Source organism: Acidibrevibacterium sp. (assembly GCF_049965395.1).
Classification (GTDB): Bacteria; Pseudomonadota; Alphaproteobacteria; order Acetobacterales; family Acetobacteraceae; genus Acidibrevibacterium; species Acidibrevibacterium fodinaquatile.
Map to the genome: position 1 here is coordinate 86560 of NZ_JBMFWJ010000002.1, position 14815 is coordinate 101374.

The window sequence follows — 14815 nt, forward strand, 5'->3', positions numbered from 1 at the left end:
AAATCTCACGCCGCGGCGGCGAAAGCGCTGGCGCGGTGGAGGTGGATCACGATCGGGTGATGATCGGAAGCGCCCCGGCCCAAAACCGCCGGGGCGGCAGCGATCAGGCCGCGGACCAGGCAGCGATCGATGCGGAGCGGCAGCACGTCGCCGGCGCGATGGGTCGGCTGGCGTGGCCCGACGTCACGGAATCCCGGCAGCCAGGCCGGCCCGATCAGGTTGAAATCGCCGAGCACAGCGGCCGCGGGCGGCAACGCGGCGGCGATACGGCGAAGCTGGCGGCGGTTCAAGACCTGGCCATGCGAGAGATGCACATTGGCGAGGGCGAAATCACCGAACTCGATGATCTGGCTGATGCGTTTGACGATGCTGCCGGCGGGCAGCGAGAGCAGGCGCGGCGGCTGCGGCAGGGGCGCCCGGCTCCAGACCGCAAGGCCATGGATGCGCTCGGGAAGCGGGGTGCGGGCATAATACCCACCGATTTCATCCGGAAGCGGGTCGATGGCCGCCGTCGCCTCCTGCATCAGCAGGACATCCGGCCGCTCGCGCCGGATCAGCGCCTCGACATCGGCGAGGGAGGCGCCCTTCAGGCGCAGCAAATTCCAGCTGATGATTTTCATGTCAGGTAACCGCTAACGCATCTTGCACCCACAATAAAATGGCAATTGCGTGAAGATATTGCTACCGGCGGCGGCCGAGACGAGAGAAAAATAGCGGCGCCAAGGTTCAAAGCCCGGCGAGATAGGTGGCGAGGGCTTTGATGTCGTCGCCGGAGTAGGCTTTCATCAGGTCGGTCATCCAAGCGTTATTGGCGCGGGCCCCGGAGCGGAAGGCCTCCAGCGTCGCCAGGAGATAGTCAAAACTCTGGTCCGAGACACGCGGCACCGAACTCGCGCCGAGAAAACCGGCGAGATGGCATTGCGAACACTGGGCGGAATTGGCAACGGTCTCGGCGCGCTCGGCAATGGCCGCGCTGGCCGGCTTCTGGCCGAGGTTGGGCCACGGCTTTTTCGAGAAATACTCGGCGAGCGCCATCATGTCATCGCGTGACATATCGGCGACCATCGGCGCCATCATCTCGCTCGCGCGCGCGCCGCGCTTGAAATCACGCAATTCGATATAGAGATAGCCGGCGTTCTGGCCCCAGATCACTGGTACTTTTGGGTCCACCGGCACGCCGTTCTCGCCGTGGCAGGAGGCGCAAAGCGTCGCCTTCTCGGCGATACCGTCGGCGTGGGCGGTGGAAATGACAGCAAGAAAAGAAAAAATCGCGAAGATCCAGGTCGGCATCGACAGTCATCTCGTTTCGTTAACAGAAAAACGGGCGAGACCCTTGCCGGTCCCGCCCGCCTGATCGTCAGGGCAAGAGATCAATCAAGGGTGAAGGCGATGATGTTGTTGCCGCGCTTGGCGTCGACCTGAGCGTTGCCGCCGGCGCCGACGACGATGTATTCGCGGCCTTCGACGGTATAGCCGCTCGGCGGCGCATTCACCCCGGCGCCGGCCTGGAAGCGCCAGAGTTCGGCGCCGCTGCTCGAATCATAGGCCTTGAAGAAGCCGTTGCTTTCGCCGGTGAAGACGAGGCCGCCAGCGGTTGCCAGAATGCCGCCGATCATCGGCTGCGCGGTCTTCACCTGCCAGCGGATTTTACCGGTGTTGTAGTCCACCGCGGTGACGTTGCCCCACTGCTCCTCCTCCGGGATGACGGTGAAGGCGCCGCCGAGCCAAAGTTTGCCTTCCGGATAGGCCGCCGATTTCACCATGTAGTGCATCGGCTGATGGAGATTGATCGCGTAGGCGAGGTTGAGCGTCGGATCGACCGCCATCGGCGACCATTCGACGCCGCCATTGGCACCCGGCAGCATGCGCGTGCCAACCCCGGGGGTGGGCAGCGCGAACATGTTTTCCTGCGGCACCATCGCTTCCGAGAAGCGGATCAGATGGCAATCCTTGCGGTCGTTGACATAAACGAAGCCGGTTTTGCCGGCGTGCAGTACCGCCGGCACCGTCGCGCCGGTTTCATTTTTGGCGTCGGCGAGAACGGTCGGGCTGGTCGAGTCGAGATCCCAAACATCGTGCGGGACGTATTGGAAATGGCAAACATATTTGCCAGTATCGAGATCAAGGGCGACCAGACTGTCGGTATAGAGATTATCACCCGGACGCGGCGCGCCGTCGAGATCGGGCGAGGGATTGCCGACCACGAAATAGATTCGCCGGTTGGCGAGATCGACGGAGGGGTTCTGCCACACGCCGCCGCCGAGCGTCTTGGCGGGATCGCCGAGTTTGGCGAGCGCCGCTTTCTCGGCGGCGATGTCGCGATGTAGATCCTGCCCGGTCGCGTCCTTGGTCGCCCAAACGCCGACCGTGTTATCGGGGATGGTGCTGAAGGTCCACATCAGTTTCCCGGTCTTGGCGTCGAACGCCTTGACGAAGCCGCGGATGCCGTATTCGCCGCCATTGGTGCCGATGAGGATTTTGCCGTCGACGGCCGTCGGCGCCATGGTTTCGCTATAGCCGAGTTCGGGGTCGGCGATATCGCTCTGCCAGGCGAGTTTGCCGGTCTTCGCATCGAGGGCGACGAGTTTCGAATCGAGGGTCGCGAGATAAACCATGTTGCCATAGACGGCGACGCCGCGGTTATTTGGCCCGCAGCAATAGGTGGTGATCGGCCCGAGCGGTTGCTTATAGTGCCAGAGTTCGGTGCCGGTGCGGGCATCGAGCGCGTAGACATGATCAAAGGCGGTGGTGACGTACATCACGCCGTCGACGACGATCGGCGAGGTTTCCTGAGTCTCCTTGACCTCGGTTTGGAAAATCCACGCCGGATGCAGATGGCGTACGTTCATGGTGTTGATCTGACGATTGGGGAAATAACGCTTTTGCGTGTAATCCCCATTCGTCATGAGAAAATTATTGGCGTCCTGACCGGCGTGATTGAGAAGATCCTGTGTCGCTGTGGTCATATTGCCATACAGCGTGCCCCGGTTGACCTCATCAGCGCGGGCGCCAGTGGCCCAACTGGCGCCCAAGGCGAGCAGGGCAGCCAAGGCCACCCCCCCGGAGATGCGCGGGTTTCCGATCGACATGTTTCCTCCTCCGTTGCCGCGTGTTGATTATTCCGCGATAGAAGCACAACGCCAGCGTGAGAGGAACAGATACTTTTCGATCGAACAATAGTTTCAGTCGATCGCGGCGTGGACGAGATTGCTGATACGGTCGAGCCGCGCCGAGTGCCAGGGGTCGGGGGCGACGAAATTGGTGACATAGGCGAAGGAGACGCCACTCGCCGGATCGCCCCAGCAATAGGAGCTGCCGACCCCGCCATGGCCGAAGCAAGCGGGGTGGGCGAGGCTACCAAGCCCGCGGATCAGCGGTTGCAGGCCACGCGAATGGGGGCCGAGGCCGCGATGCATGCTGATGCCGGCCATCCCGTCATCGCCGCGGTCGCCGGTGAAGTCGCGGGTGACGAAATCGACCAGCCGAGGTGAGAACAGCCGCACGTCATTGAGCCGCCCGCCGCCGAGCATCATCTGGTAAAACGCCGCCATGGCGCGGGCGGTGCCGTACCCGCCGCTTCCCGGCAGACCGGCGGCGCGGAAGGCGGCGGTGTTTTCGCCCGGCACCTCGCTGCCTTCGGGGCCATGGATATCGGCGCAGCGCCCGTGATGTTTCTCTGGCACGCCGACGAAAAGCTCGTCGCCGAGGCCGAGCGGCGCGATCACCCGGTCACGGATTTCGTCGCGGTAATCGCGTCCCGTCACTGCCTCGATCACCATCGCGAGGGTGAAATGGGCGCTCCTGCCGTGGTAGTGAACGCGCGAGCCCGGCGTCCATTCCAGCGAAAAATCGCAGACATCGGCGCGCATCCGGGCGTGATCGGCCCAGGCCTCACGTGAGACATTGGCCGAGGGGAAGCCTGCTTGGTGGGTTGCGAGCTGAAACAAGGTGATCGCGCCTTTGCCGCGGGCGGCGAACTCGGGAATATACTCGGCAACCGGGTCATTGATAGAGATCGCGCCTTCCTCGATCAGGCTCCAGATCGCCGCCATGGTGAGAATCTTGGTGTTGGAAAATAGCAGCCAGAGCGTATCGTCGCGCGCGGCTTGCCGGCTCGGCGCGAGGCTGGCGTCGCCATAGGTTTTGCACAGCACCAGCCTGCCGCGGCGGGCAAGGGCGATCTGTGCGCCAGGATAGCGGCCTTCGGCGATGTGGCGGGTGATCAGCGCGTCAAGCCGCGCGAGCGGGGCGGCGGCAAAACCAAGTTCGGCTGGGTTGGCTTCTGGCAGCGGAAAGGCTTTCATCAGGCTTTTCTCCCTTCATCGTCTAAAGTCCCGGTTCCAGCGGTGCCACGGGACAAAAGTTTTTTGGTTCTTTTTTTTCAAAAAAGAACAATTTTTCATTTATCACGCTTTTCCTCGCCCGCCAGAGCCATGCCCGCTCATTTCCGCCCCGACATCAGGCGCGAGGCGGGCGGCGAAGATCAGGCCGAGGCCGGAGGCCGCGGCAACGGCGAGAAAGGCCCAGGAAAAATCGCCGAGTGTTGGCGCCTCGTGCCCGCCGACGGCCCGACCGATCTCCAATATCGCCGCCCCGAACGCAACACCAAAGGTGAGCGATAATTGCTGAATGGTGGAGTAGAGGCTGGTCGCCGCACTCATCCGCGAGCGCGGAATATCGGCATAAGCGAGGGTATTATACGCGGTGAATTGCAGCGAGCGGAAGAGACCGCCGAGGAGGAGCAGCGCATAGATCGCGGCCAGCGGCCAGCCGGGGCGAAGGGCTGCGGTCGCGCCGAGAAAAACCACGGCGAGCACGCCATTCCAGATCAGGGTTGCGCGAAAGCCGAAACGCCGCAGCGCCCCTTGGGTTGCGGGCTTCATCACCAGCGCGCCGGCGGCGGCGGCGAACGTGATACCGCCGCTCGCCGCGGCCGAGCGGCCGAAGCCGATCTGGATCATCAGCGGCAATAGAAACGGCACCGCGCCGACGCCGATCCGAAACAGCGTGCCGCTGGCAACCGAAAGCCCGAAACTTGGAATCGCAAACAGCGAGAGATCGAGCACCGGGCGCGGAGTGCGCCGCGCATGGCGGAGATAGAGAAGACCGGCGCCGGCGCCGGCGAAGATCAACGCGAGCGAGGCGCTCGCCGAAATCAGGCCGCGCCCGAGACTCTCGAGCCCGGCCATGATGGCGGCGAGGCAAATCCCGCTGAGGAGTAGGCCGATGCCGTCGAATTTCTCGGGCGTTTCCTCGCGCACATCGGCAATGAAGAGACTGGCCAAAACCATGCCGATAATGCCGATCGGCACGTTGATATAAAAAATCCAGCGCCAAGAGGCATAGCTCACCATCAAACCGCCGAGTGGCGGGCCGATCACCGGGCCGATCATCGCCGGCACGGTGAGCCACGCCATCGCCGCGACCAGCTCCGATTTCGCGACCGTCCGGAGCAGCAAAAGCCGCCCGACCGGCACCATCATCGCGCCGCCGGCGCCTTGGAGGATGCGGGCGGCGATCAGGAAGCCCAGTCCGTTTGCCTGGCCGCAAAGGGCCGAGCCGACGGTGAAGACGGCGATCGCAGCGCGGAACACCGTGCGGGCGCCGAAGCGGTCGGCCATCCAGCCGCTGGCGGGGATGAACACCGCGAGGCTGAGAAGATAGGAGGTCAATGCCGCGCTCATATGCACGGGATCGGCACCGAAGGCCCGCGCCATCGCCGGCAATGCGGTTGCGATCACCGTCGAGTCGAGGTTCTGCATGAAGAGCGCCGAAGCGACGATCATCGCAGTAAGACGGACGCGCGACGGCCCGGCTTGCGGCATGGTTTCGGCGAGCGCGCTCCGATCGGCCATCACCGCAGCATGCCTGCCATTGTTTCGCGCGCAAAGAGCGTCACGCGCAACCGAGCCATCACCCGCGCCGGCGCCGTGGCCGGGCGGGAGGCGTGGCGTCGATCAGGGCGGTGATGGTGGCGATGGTGGCCGGCGACAGATGCGGGAGGGTATCGGCGAAGCGGTTGGCGAGTGCCGTCTGCGCCGGGCTGAGGCCGGCGGTGTCAAGGCGCGGGCGCGGCCGCGAGAGCCGCGCAAGTTTGGCCAGCGCCTCGGCGTCGTCCCAGATCAGATCGAAAACCTCGCAGATTTGATGGACCAGGCCGCGGCTCGGCGTGCCGCGCTTGCCGTGTTCGAGCGCCGAAAGATAGGCAGGCGAGACCGCAAGGCGAGCGGCCAGCGCAGTGAGCGTCATGCCACGCGCCGCGCGCAATTCGCGAAGCCGCGCCCCGAACGGGGTCATCGCGCCGCGCCGGGTGCGCTCGCGAGTTCGCGGAGCCGCGCCAGTATCGCGGCGGTGCCGGCGAGCGGCTCGAAAAACGTGAGGGCCGCTTCCGGCGCGAAACCCGCGGCAACGGCGCTTTCGATCATCGCCCGGAGCGGGGCGGCCGAGCCCTCGATATCACACAGCAGAACCGGCTTGGCGTGCAGGCCAAGCTGGCGCCAGGTGAGGATTTCCACCGTCTCGTCGAGGGTTCCGAGCCCGCCGGGGAGCACCACGAAGGCATCGGCGAGATCGAACATCAATTGCTTGCGCGCATGCATGCTGGTGGTGATCACCAGCTCGCTGACATCGCGGTGGGCGAGTTCGAGCCGCGTCAGGAAATCGGGGATGACGCCGATCACCGCGCCACCGGCGGCAAGCGCCGCGTCCGCCAAAGCGCCCATCAGACCGACTTTGCCGCCGCCGAACACCAGCCGCAGGCCGGCTTGCGCAAGGCCACGCCCGAGGGTTGCCGCCGCCGCCATGTAATCGGGGTGGTGGCCGGGGCGCGAGCCGCAGAAGACGGCGACACTGAAGGGCGATACGGGGAAGGTGGCAGCGTCAGCCATCCGCCGCTCACCGGGCGCGATGAAGCGTGTAGTCCGCGGCCTCGTGCAGTGCGTGGCGGAGCGGCGAGGGCGGAAAGCAGCCGAGCGCCGCTTGCGCCTCGTGCGCGAAACGCTCGGCGCGCGCGAGCGTTGCCTCGATTCCATGATGGCGCTCGATGAGGGCGACCGCCTGCGGCAGATCCTCTGGCGTCTGTTCGTTTTGCGCAATCGTGCGCTCCCAGAAGGCGCGTTCGGCAGCGTCGCCGGCATGATAGGCGAGCAGCACCGGCAGCGTCGTTTTCCCTTCGCGGAAGTCATCGCCGACGGTCTTGCCGAGCGCGGCCTGATCGGCGGCGTAATCGAGCGCGTCATCGACGAGCTGAAAAGCAATGCCGAGATTGATGCCATAGCGCGCGAGCGCCGCCTCGATAGAGGCCTCGCGCCCGGCGACCACCGCGCCGACCTGGCAGGCGGCGGCGAAGAGGGCCGCGGTCTTGCCGCGAATCACGTCGAGATAGCGGGCCTCGTCGGTTGCGAGGTCATTCTGGGTGATGAGCTGGAGCACCTCGCCCTCGGCGATGGTGGCCGCCGCTTGCGAGAGAATGGCGAGCACCGAAAGCGAACCATCCTCGACCATGAGCTGAAAGGCACGCGCGAACAGGAAATCCCCGACCAGCACCGAAGCCTTGTTGCCGAACACCGCGTTGGCGCTGGCAAGCCCGCGACGGAGCGCGCTTTCATCGACGACGTCATCATGCAAAAGCGTCGCGGTGTGGATGAATTCGACGCAGGCGGCGAGCTGCACATGGCGGGTTTCGCCGCGCGCCGCGCCATAGCCGCAAAGCCGCGCCGAGGCCAGGGTAAGCAGCGGGCGCAACCGCTTGCCACCGGCGGCGACGATATGGGCGGCGAGCGTCGGGATCAGCGCGACCGGGCTCTCCATGCGCGCGACGATGGTGCGGTTGCAGGCCTCGAGATCATCTTGCACCAAGGCCGCGAGTGTGTTCAACGCGGCCTCGCCGGGACGGTTGGGCAAAGGCGCGTCGGGTAAGGAGGACATCGTGGCCAAAAACCTCTCCTGGCCAAAAGTTGCGAGGGCCAAAAGTTGCGAGGGAAGGGGCTCCGCTCGGTTGCATGGCGCTCTCTCGCACGATATCGGCGCGCTGGAAAGAGGGTCAAGGAATCGCGGAATGCAAATCATCGCCCGCTCCAACGACGCCGTGCGGCTGAGTTTCCTCCAAGTTCTCCTCGCCGATGCCGGCATCGAGACGCGGCTTCTCGATGCCCATGCCAGCGCGATCGAGGGCAGCATCGGTGCCATTCCCCGCCGCCTGATGGTTGCCGACATCGATGCCGAGCGCGCCCGGCGGATTCTCGCCGAGGCCGGCGAGGGGTGAGCGAGGCGCCGGAAACAAACGGATTTCTGCTCGGCGGGCGGGTCGTCTATAGCCAGCCGCGCGATGGCTTCCGGAGCGGCATCGAGCCGGTTCTGCTCGCCGCGGCGGTGCCGGCGCGGGCGCAAGAGCGCGTGCTCGAAGCCGGCTGCGGCGCCGGGGCGGCGCTGCTTTGCCTTGCCGCCCGGCTGCCCGGGATCAGCGGGTGCGGCATCGAGCGCGATCCGGCGTTGGCGGCGCTGGCCGCCCGCAATATCGCCGCCAATGGCTGGGCGGCGCGGCTTGCGATCCTCGCCGGGGATATCACCGCCCCGCCCATCGCCGGGGAGAGTTTCGATCACGTCTGCGCGAACCCGCCCTGGCATGACGGTGCCGGCACCCCATCGCCGCACCCCTCGCGGCGGGCGGCGAAGATCGCGGCGGCGGATCTGCCGGCGCGGTGGGTCGTGGCGCTCGCGGCGCGGCTGCGGCGGCGCGGCAGCGTGACGCTCATCCTGCCCGCGGCACAGCTCGGGCGCGCGCTTGCTGCTGCTGCCGCCGCTGGCCTGGGCGCCGCCCGTGTGCTGCCGCTTTGGCCGCGCGCCGGGCGTCCGGCGCGGCTGATGCTGCTCCAGGCACGCAAAGGGGCCACCGGTGGCGAGCAGATTCTCCCCGGCCTCGTGCTCCATGACGAGACCGGCCGGTTCACCGACGCCGCCGAAGCCGTTCTTCGTCACGGTGCCGGGCTCGTGCTCGGCTGATGCCGCGCCGGCATTGGGCGCGGGCGCAGAACGCCGCTTGCAGCGGGTGACGGCGGGCGTCTAAGCTCGGCGGTAAGCGGGGCGGCAAGCCCAGCGTCAACAGGGGGTTTCGTGCGAGGAGAAGCGGAGACGGATGCCGTCCCACGCCTGACTGCCGCCGCAGCGGCGGCGCTTTTGCTGCGGGTCGAGGGGGTGAGGGTGCGCTTCGGCGGCGTGCAAGCGCTGGCCGGCGTGTCGTTCGAGGTCGGGCGCGGCCAGATCTGTGGCCTGATCGGGCCGAACGGGTCCGGCAAAACCACGCTTTTCAACTGTATCAGCGGGATTTATCGCTACGGCGCCGGCAGGATCACCTTCGACGGCCATGATCTCGCCGCGGTTGCGCGTGCGCGGCTCGCCGGGCTTGGCATCGGCCGCACCTTTCAGAATGTCGCCCTGTTCCGCAGCATGACGGTGCGCGAGAACATCCTGGTCGGCGCCCATCACCTCGGCCGCTCCGGTTTTCTTGCGAATGCGCTCGCGCTGCCGAGGGTTGCACGCGAGGCGCGGGCGGCGGCGGTGCGGCTCGATGACCTTCTCGATCGCCTCGATCTCGCCGCCGTCGCCGATAGTCCGGTCGCCGGCTTGCCGTTCGGGACGCAAAAGCGGGTCGAGCTGGCGCGCGCTTTGATCGGCGCCCCGAAACTGCTTTTGCTCGACGAGCCAGCCGGCGGCCTCAATCACGACGAGGTCGCGGCCCTCGCCGATCTCTTGCAGGAGATTCGCGATCGCTTCGCGCTCACCATCCTTCTCGTCGAACACCACATGAATCTGGTCATGCGCATTTCAGACAAGGTGGTTGCGCTGGAATTCGGTAGCAAGATCGCCGACGGCACGCCGGACGAGGTGCGCCGCGAACCGCGGGTGATCCGCGCCTATCTCGGAGACGGCGCCGATGCCAGCGCTGCTTGAAGTCACCGCTCTTCACGCTTTCTATGGCGAGACCGAAGTGCTGCATGGAATCGATTTCGCCGTTGCCTCGGGCGGGGTCACGGCACTGCTCGGGGCCAATGGCGCCGGCAAGACGACGACGCTGCGCGCCATTTCGGGCATGGTGCGTGTGCGCGGCGATATCGTCTTTGATGGTGACGCGATCGCGGGGCGTGCGACGGAAGCGATCGCGCGGCGTGGGATCGCCCATGTCCCAGACGGGCGCGGGACGTTTCTCGAACTCACGGTCGAGGAAAATCTCCGGCTCGGCGCGATCAGCCGCCGCGATCGCACGGTCGGCGGCGACATCGAGCGCATGTTCGGCTATTTCCCCAAGCTCCGCGAGCGCTTGCGCCAGCAGGCGGGCACGCTTTCGGGCGGCGAGCAGCAGATGCTGGCGATCGCGCGGGCGCTGCTCTTGCGTCCGAAATTGCTTTTGCTCGACGAGCCCTCGTTTGGTCTCGCGCCGCTGATCGTCGCCGAGATGTTTGCCATTCTTGGCCGGATCAACCGGGAAGAACGCATGAGCATGCTGATCGTCGAGCAGAACGCCAATCTCGCGCTGGCGCTTGCCGATCATGCTTATCTGCTGGAAACCGGGCGGATCATGCTCTCGGGCAGTGCCGTGGAGATGCGCGAAAACGCGGCGATCCGCCACTCTTATCTCGGCTATTAGCGAAGGGGCGCGCCGGATGCAGGCCTTGTTGCACCAAATCCTCTCGGGCGTTGCGACCGGCGGCATCTATGCCAGCGTCGCTCTCGCGCTGGTGATGATCTATCAGGCGACGCATCACGTGAATTTCGCGCAAGGCGAGATGGCGACTTTTTCCACCTATATCGCCCTCACTCTGATCGATGGTGGACTTTCTTACTGGCTTGCGTTTTTGCTCACCGTCGTGATTTCGTTCGCGATCGGCGTCGTCATCGAACGCGTCCTGATGCGCCCGATGGCGCAGGCGCCGGTGTTGTCCTCGGTCGGCGTTTTCATTGGCCTGCTGCTGATTTTCAATAGCGTCACGGGATGGATTTTTTCCTATTCGGTGAAAGCTTTTCCGAGCCCCTTTCCCGAAACCAGCCACGCGCTCGGCGGCTGGGCCTCACCACACGAGGTCGGCGCAACGCTGGTGACGCTCGTCGTGCTCGCATTGGTCTACGGGTTTTTCCGCTTCACGAAACTCGGTCTCGCGATGCGCGCCGCGGCCTTCAATCCGGCCTCGAGCCGGCTGGTTGGGATACAGGTCGGCTGGATGCTGGCGCTTGGCTGGGGGCTTGCTGCGGCGATTGGGGCGATTGCCGGGATGATGGTCGCGCCAATCGTTTTTCTCGATCCCAGCATGATGTCCGGCATTTTGTTATACGCCTTTGCCGGAGCACTCCTCGGCGGGATCGATAATCCCCTCGGCGCGGTGATCGGCGGCTTCGCGGTGGGCGTCATCGAAAATCTCGCGGGCGCCTATCTGGTCGGCCCCGAACTCAAGCTCACGCTCGCGCTGATCATTATTCTCGCGGTTCTCATTCTCAAACCGGCGGGGCTTTTCGGCCGCGCCATCGTCAGCCGGGTGTAGCAATGACCGTGACGCAAAGATCAGATTTTTTCATTCCCGTCATTCTCGTGCTGGCCGCGACACCCGCCTTTCTGCTCAGCGATTATCGGCTGTTTCAATTGACCATGGTGGCGGCCTACGCGATCGCCATTCTCGGGCTTGACATGCTGACCGGCTATACCGGCCAGATCTCGCTCGGCCATGGCGCGTTCTATGCCGTCGGCGCCTATACCGCGGCGATTCTGATGGCGAATTTCGACGTGCCCTATTGGGCGACGCTGCCGATCGCGGCGCTCATTTGCGCCGGCTTCGGCTTTGCTTTCGGTTTTCCGGCGCTGCGGCTCGGCGGGCTCTATCTCGCGCTCGCGACCTTTGCGCTCGCGATCGCGGTGCCGCAACTGCTGAAATACAAGGCGCTCGAGGCTTGGACCGGCGGTGTCCAGGGCATCGTGATCGGCAAGCCGGATCCGCCGTTCGGCTTGAAGCTCAGCCAGGATCAATGGCTTTATCTGTTCACGCTCGCGGTGGCGGCGGTGCTGTTTCTGCTCGCGCGCAATCTTTTGCGCGGGCGGATCGGGCTTGCGATGCGCGCCGTGCGCGATCATGCGCTGGCCGCTGAGGCGATGGGGGTCGATCTCGCGCTACTCAAGACCCGCACCTTCGCGGTGAGCGCCATGTATACCGGCATCGCCGGCGCGCTCGGCGCGATCGCGGTGCAATTCGTCGCCCCCGACAGTTTTTCGGTTTTCGTCTCGATCACGCTGTTCGTCGGCCTCGTGGTAGGCGGCATCACCTCGCTTCTCGGTGCAGTCTTCGGCGCGATCTTCATTGTCTTCATCCCGAACTTCGCCGACAAAATCTCGAAAGCCGCGCCCGGTGCGATTTACGGGATCATCCTGATCGCTTTCCTCTATCTTCTGCCGGCGGGTTTTGCCGGGCTCGCGCGCCGCGTGATGGGCCTGCGGCGCGCGCCAACACACCAGGGAGAAACGTCATGAAACACCTCATATTCGCTGCTTTCCTGCTTGCGATCGGGTTTGCCGCCGGGGCAACGCGCGCCGGCGATATGCCGGGCGTCACCGCCACCGAGATCAAGATCGGCGGCACCATGCCCTATAGCGGCCCAGCCTCGGCCTATGGCGCCGATGGCCGGGCGGAAGTTGCCTATTTCAAGATGATTAATGACCAAGGCGGGATCAATGGCCGCAAGATCAACCTGATGTCGGTTGATGATGGCTACAGCCCGCCAAAAACCGTCGAGCAGACGCGCATGCTGGTCGAGCAGGAGGGCGTTGCCTTCATGTTCAACGGGCTCGGCACGCCGACCCAAACGGCGGTGCAGAAATATCTCAATATGAAGAAAGTGCCGCAGCTTTTCGTCGCCTCAGGGGCTGACAAATGGGGCGATTACCAGCATTTCCCGTGGACCATCGGCTATCAGCCGAGCTATCGGGTGGAGGCACAAATCTACGCCAAATACGTTTTGAAAACGAAGCCCGACGCCAAGGTTGCGATCATTTATCAGAACGATGATTTCGGCAAGGATTACGTCAACGGAGTGAAAGACATTTTCGGCGACAAATACGCGAAGATGGTGGTGAAGGATATTTCCTACGAGGTCACCGACCCCACCACCGACCAGCAGGTGGTGACGCTGCAAGCGTCCGGCGCTGACACGTTGATGATTTTCGCGACCCCGAAATTCGCGGCGCAAATTGTGCGCAAAGTCTATGACATCAACTGGCATCCGACCGAGTTTCTCACCAATGTCTCGATCTCGGTGGGTGCCGTGCTGAAGCCGGCGGGGGTCGAAAAAGCGGTCGGCATCATCACCGGCGGCTATCTCAAAGACAGCACCGATCCTGCTTGGGCCAACGATCAGGGGATGAAGGACTGGCTCGCCTTCATGGACAAATACATGCCCGGCGCCGACAAGACCGATGGCAATTATACCTATGGCTATGCCGTCGCGATGACGCTCGCCCATGTCCTCAAGGAATGCGGCAACGATCTCTCACGCGAGAACGTGATGAAGCAGGCGACCAATATTCACGCGCTCGAAATTCCGGTGCTGCTCCCGGGGATTACGGTCAACACCAGCCCGACCAATTACCATCCGCTGCGTCAGTTGCAGCTCTCGCGCTGGAACGGCAAGACCTGGGAGCGCTTTGGGGAGATCATCGAGGGCAACGGCTCCTGAGCCAGGGCGCGGTCTCCCATGCGGGCGGCGGGGCTGGACGCCGCCCGCAGCATCCCTCTACCCTCTGGCGACAGAGGCTGGAGAACGACGATGACACTTCCAACAACCATGCAGCATATCGCAACCGAAGGCGCCGGCGGGCCGGAGGTGATGCATCTCGCGACCGGGCCGCGGCCGGACCCAAGCGCCGGCGAGGTGCTGATCCGGGTTGCCGCCGCCGGCGTCAACCGCCCCGATATCCAGCAGCGTCGCGGCCTTTATCCGCCGCCGCCGAATGCGAGCCCGATTCTCGGCCTAGAGGTTGCGGGCGAAGTGGTTGGCCTCGGCGCGGGGGCAGGGCGCTGGAGGATCGGCGATCGCGTTGCGGCACTCGCCAATGGCGGTGGGTATGCGGAATATTGCGCCGTGCCCGAGGGGCAGTGTCTTCCCTGGCCATCCGGCTATGACGCGATCCGCGCCGGCGCCTTGCCCGAGACCTATTTCACCGTCTGGGCTAATCTTTTTCAGCTTGGCCGTCTCCAGCCGGGCGAGCGGGTGCTGATCCATGGCGGCACCAGCGGCATCGGGGTGACGGCGATCCAGCTCGCGGCCGCCTTTGGCGCGACCGCCTACGCCACTGCCGGAACCGATGAGAAATGTGCCGCCTGCCTTCGCTTCGGGGCGGCGGCCGCGATCAATTACCGCACCCAGGATTTCGCCGCCGAAATCGCCCGCCTGACCGATGGCGCTGGCGTCGATGTCGTGCTCGACATGGTCGGCGGGCCCTATGCCGCGGCCAATCTGCGTTCCCTCGCCAAGGGTGGGCGGCTGGTGCTGATCGCTTTTCTCGGCGGCCCGAAAGTGGAAAAATTCGATCTCACCCACGTCATGACCAAACGCCTCACCATCACCGGCTCGACCATGCGGCCGCGCTCGTCGGAGGAAAAGGCGGCGATCGCCAAGGCGTTGCACGAGACGGTCTGGCCGCTGCTCGAGGCCGGACGCGCCGGGCCGGTGATCCATGCGGTGTTTCCGCTCGGTGAGGTAAGGGCCGCGCACGCCTTGATGGAGACGAGTGCTCATATCGGCAAGATCATGCTCCGCGTCGGCGCCTGAAGGCGCCGAG

At 64.9% G+C, this 14815-nt stretch carries 16 protein-coding genes; 8 read left to right on the forward strand and 8 right to left on the reverse strand.

Going from position 1 to position 14815, the window contains the following annotated elements:
* Positions 1–5 precede the first annotated feature (5 nt).
* From ACP5M5_RS01355 to ACP5M5_RS01390, 8 genes are all read right to left on the reverse strand, one after another.
* A complete protein-coding gene (locus ACP5M5_RS01355) occupies positions 6–620 on the reverse strand; it encodes an endonuclease/exonuclease/phosphatase family protein (RefSeq protein ID WP_427935025.1) in 615 nt (204 codons plus the stop codon).
* A 106-nt stretch (positions 621–726) separates the two neighbouring features.
* Positions 727–1290, reverse strand: coding sequence for a c-type cytochrome (locus ACP5M5_RS01360; protein ID WP_427935026.1), 564 nt, complete (start codon positions 1288–1290; stop codon positions 727–729).
* An 80-nt stretch (positions 1291–1370) separates the two neighbouring features.
* The gene (locus tag ACP5M5_RS01365) at positions 1371–3089 is read right to left on the reverse strand and encodes a pyrroloquinoline quinone-dependent dehydrogenase (protein ID WP_427935027.1); all 1719 of its coding nucleotides are present in this window, start codon (positions 3087–3089) and stop codon (positions 1371–1373) included.
* A gap of 93 nt (positions 3090–3182) precedes the next feature.
* Positions 3183–4304 carry a serine hydrolase domain-containing protein gene (locus ACP5M5_RS01370; protein WP_427935029.1) on the reverse strand — a complete coding sequence of 374 codons (1122 nt, stop codon included), beginning with the start codon at positions 4302–4304 and terminating at the stop codon, positions 3183–3185.
* 102 nt (positions 4305–4406) lie between these two features.
* Positions 4407–5855 carry an MFS transporter gene (locus ACP5M5_RS01375; protein WP_427935031.1) on the reverse strand — a complete coding sequence of 483 codons (1449 nt, stop codon included), beginning with the start codon at positions 5853–5855 and terminating at the stop codon, positions 4407–4409.
* 58 nt (positions 5856–5913) lie between these two features.
* A complete protein-coding gene (locus ACP5M5_RS01380; RefSeq protein ID WP_427935033.1) occupies positions 5914–6297 on the reverse strand; it encodes a helix-turn-helix domain-containing protein in 384 nt (127 codons plus the stop codon).
* Complete coding sequence (locus ACP5M5_RS01385; protein ID WP_114912144.1) at positions 6294–6887, reverse strand: TIGR00730 family Rossman fold protein; 594 nt, start codon at positions 6885–6887, stop codon at positions 6294–6296. Before ACP5M5_RS01385 ends, ACP5M5_RS01380 begins: the two co-directional genes overlap by 4 nt.
* Positions 6888–6894: 7 nt before the next feature.
* A complete protein-coding gene (locus tag ACP5M5_RS01390; RefSeq protein WP_427935035.1) occupies positions 6895–7926 on the reverse strand; it encodes a polyprenyl synthetase family protein in 1032 nt (343 codons plus the stop codon).
* Between the two features lie 130 nt (positions 7927–8056).
* Here ACP5M5_RS01390 and ACP5M5_RS01395 point away from each other — a divergent pair, with 130 nt between their 5' ends.
* The 8 genes from ACP5M5_RS01395 to ACP5M5_RS01430 all read left to right on the forward strand — a co-directional run bounded on the left by ACP5M5_RS01395 (position 8057) and on the right by ACP5M5_RS01430 (position 14805).
* Entirely contained in the window at positions 8057–8263 is a 207-nt protein-coding gene (locus tag ACP5M5_RS01395; RefSeq protein WP_427935036.1) for a DUF2007 domain-containing protein, read from the forward strand.
* On the forward strand, positions 8260–9000 hold the full coding sequence (locus ACP5M5_RS01400; protein ID WP_427935038.1) for a tRNA1(Val) (adenine(37)-N6)-methyltransferase: 741 nt from the start codon (positions 8260–8262) through the stop codon (positions 8998–9000). Before ACP5M5_RS01395 ends, ACP5M5_RS01400 begins: the two co-directional genes overlap by 4 nt.
* 111 nt (positions 9001–9111) lie before the next feature.
* The gene (locus ACP5M5_RS01405) at positions 9112–9948 is read left to right on the forward strand and encodes an ABC transporter ATP-binding protein (protein WP_427935040.1); all 837 of its coding nucleotides are present in this window, start codon (positions 9112–9114) and stop codon (positions 9946–9948) included.
* Positions 9932–10642 carry an ABC transporter ATP-binding protein gene (locus ACP5M5_RS01410; RefSeq protein WP_427935042.1) on the forward strand — a complete coding sequence of 237 codons (711 nt, stop codon included), beginning with the start codon at positions 9932–9934 and terminating at the stop codon, positions 10640–10642. Before ACP5M5_RS01405 ends, ACP5M5_RS01410 begins: the two co-directional genes overlap by 17 nt.
* Before the next feature lie 16 nt (positions 10643–10658).
* Positions 10659–11531, forward strand: a complete 873-nt coding sequence (locus ACP5M5_RS01415) for a branched-chain amino acid ABC transporter permease (RefSeq protein ID WP_427935044.1) — start codon at positions 10659–10661, stop codon at positions 11529–11531.
* An 8-nt stretch (positions 11532–11539) separates the two neighbouring features.
* Complete coding sequence (locus ACP5M5_RS01420; protein WP_427935046.1) at positions 11540–12508, forward strand: branched-chain amino acid ABC transporter permease; 969 nt, start codon at positions 11540–11542, stop codon at positions 12506–12508.
* Entirely contained in the window at positions 12505–13710 is a 1206-nt protein-coding gene (locus tag ACP5M5_RS01425; RefSeq protein ID WP_427935047.1) for an ABC transporter substrate-binding protein, read from the forward strand. The genes ACP5M5_RS01420 and ACP5M5_RS01425 overlap by 4 nt, the downstream gene beginning before the upstream one ends.
* Positions 13711–13800: 90 nt before the next feature.
* On the forward strand, positions 13801–14805 hold the full coding sequence (locus tag ACP5M5_RS01430; protein ID WP_427935049.1) for an NAD(P)H-quinone oxidoreductase: 1005 nt from the start codon (positions 13801–13803) through the stop codon (positions 14803–14805).
* The last annotated feature ends 10 nt before the right edge of the window (positions 14806–14815 follow it).

What these genes read in the sequence shown, in the direction of transcription:
- ACP5M5_RS01355 (WP_427935025.1), bottom strand. Translation starts at nt 620, where the DNA reads ATGAAAATCATCAGCTGGAATTTGCTGCGCCTGAAGGGCGCCTCCCTC.
- ACP5M5_RS01360 (WP_427935026.1), bottom strand. Translation starts at nt 1,290, where the DNA reads ATGCCGACCTGGATCTTCGCGATTTTTTCTTTTCTTGCTGTCATTTCC.
- ACP5M5_RS01365 (WP_427935027.1), bottom strand. Translation starts at nt 3,089, where the DNA reads ATGTCGATCGGAAACCCGCGCATCTCCGGGGGGGTGGCCTTGGCTGCC.
- ACP5M5_RS01370 (WP_427935029.1), bottom strand. Translation starts at nt 4,304, where the DNA reads ATGAAAGCCTTTCCGCTGCCAGAAGCCAACCCAGCCGAACTTGGTTTT.
- ACP5M5_RS01375 (WP_427935031.1), bottom strand. Translation starts at nt 5,855, where the DNA reads ATGGCCGATCGGAGCGCGCTCGCCGAAACCATGCCGCAAGCCGGGCCG.
- ACP5M5_RS01380 (WP_427935033.1), bottom strand. Translation starts at nt 6,297, where the DNA reads ATGACCCCGTTCGGGGCGCGGCTTCGCGAATTGCGCGCGGCGCGTGGC.
- ACP5M5_RS01385 (WP_114912144.1), bottom strand. Translation starts at nt 6,887, where the DNA reads ATGGCTGACGCTGCCACCTTCCCCGTATCGCCCTTCAGTGTCGCCGTC.
- ACP5M5_RS01390 (WP_427935035.1), bottom strand. Translation starts at nt 7,926, where the DNA reads ATGTCCTCCTTACCCGACGCGCCTTTGCCCAACCGTCCCGGCGAGGCC.
- ACP5M5_RS01395 (WP_427935036.1), top strand. Translation starts at nt 8,057, where the DNA reads ATGCAAATCATCGCCCGCTCCAACGACGCCGTGCGGCTGAGTTTCCTC.
- ACP5M5_RS01410 (WP_427935042.1), top strand. Translation starts at nt 9,932, where the DNA reads ATGCCAGCGCTGCTTGAAGTCACCGCTCTTCACGCTTTCTATGGCGAG.
- ACP5M5_RS01415 (WP_427935044.1), top strand. Translation starts at nt 10,659, where the DNA reads ATGCAGGCCTTGTTGCACCAAATCCTCTCGGGCGTTGCGACCGGCGGC.
- ACP5M5_RS01425 (WP_427935047.1), top strand. Translation starts at nt 12,505, where the DNA reads ATGAAACACCTCATATTCGCTGCTTTCCTGCTTGCGATCGGGTTTGCC.
- ACP5M5_RS01430 (WP_427935049.1), top strand. Translation starts at nt 13,801, where the DNA reads ATGACACTTCCAACAACCATGCAGCATATCGCAACCGAAGGCGCCGGC.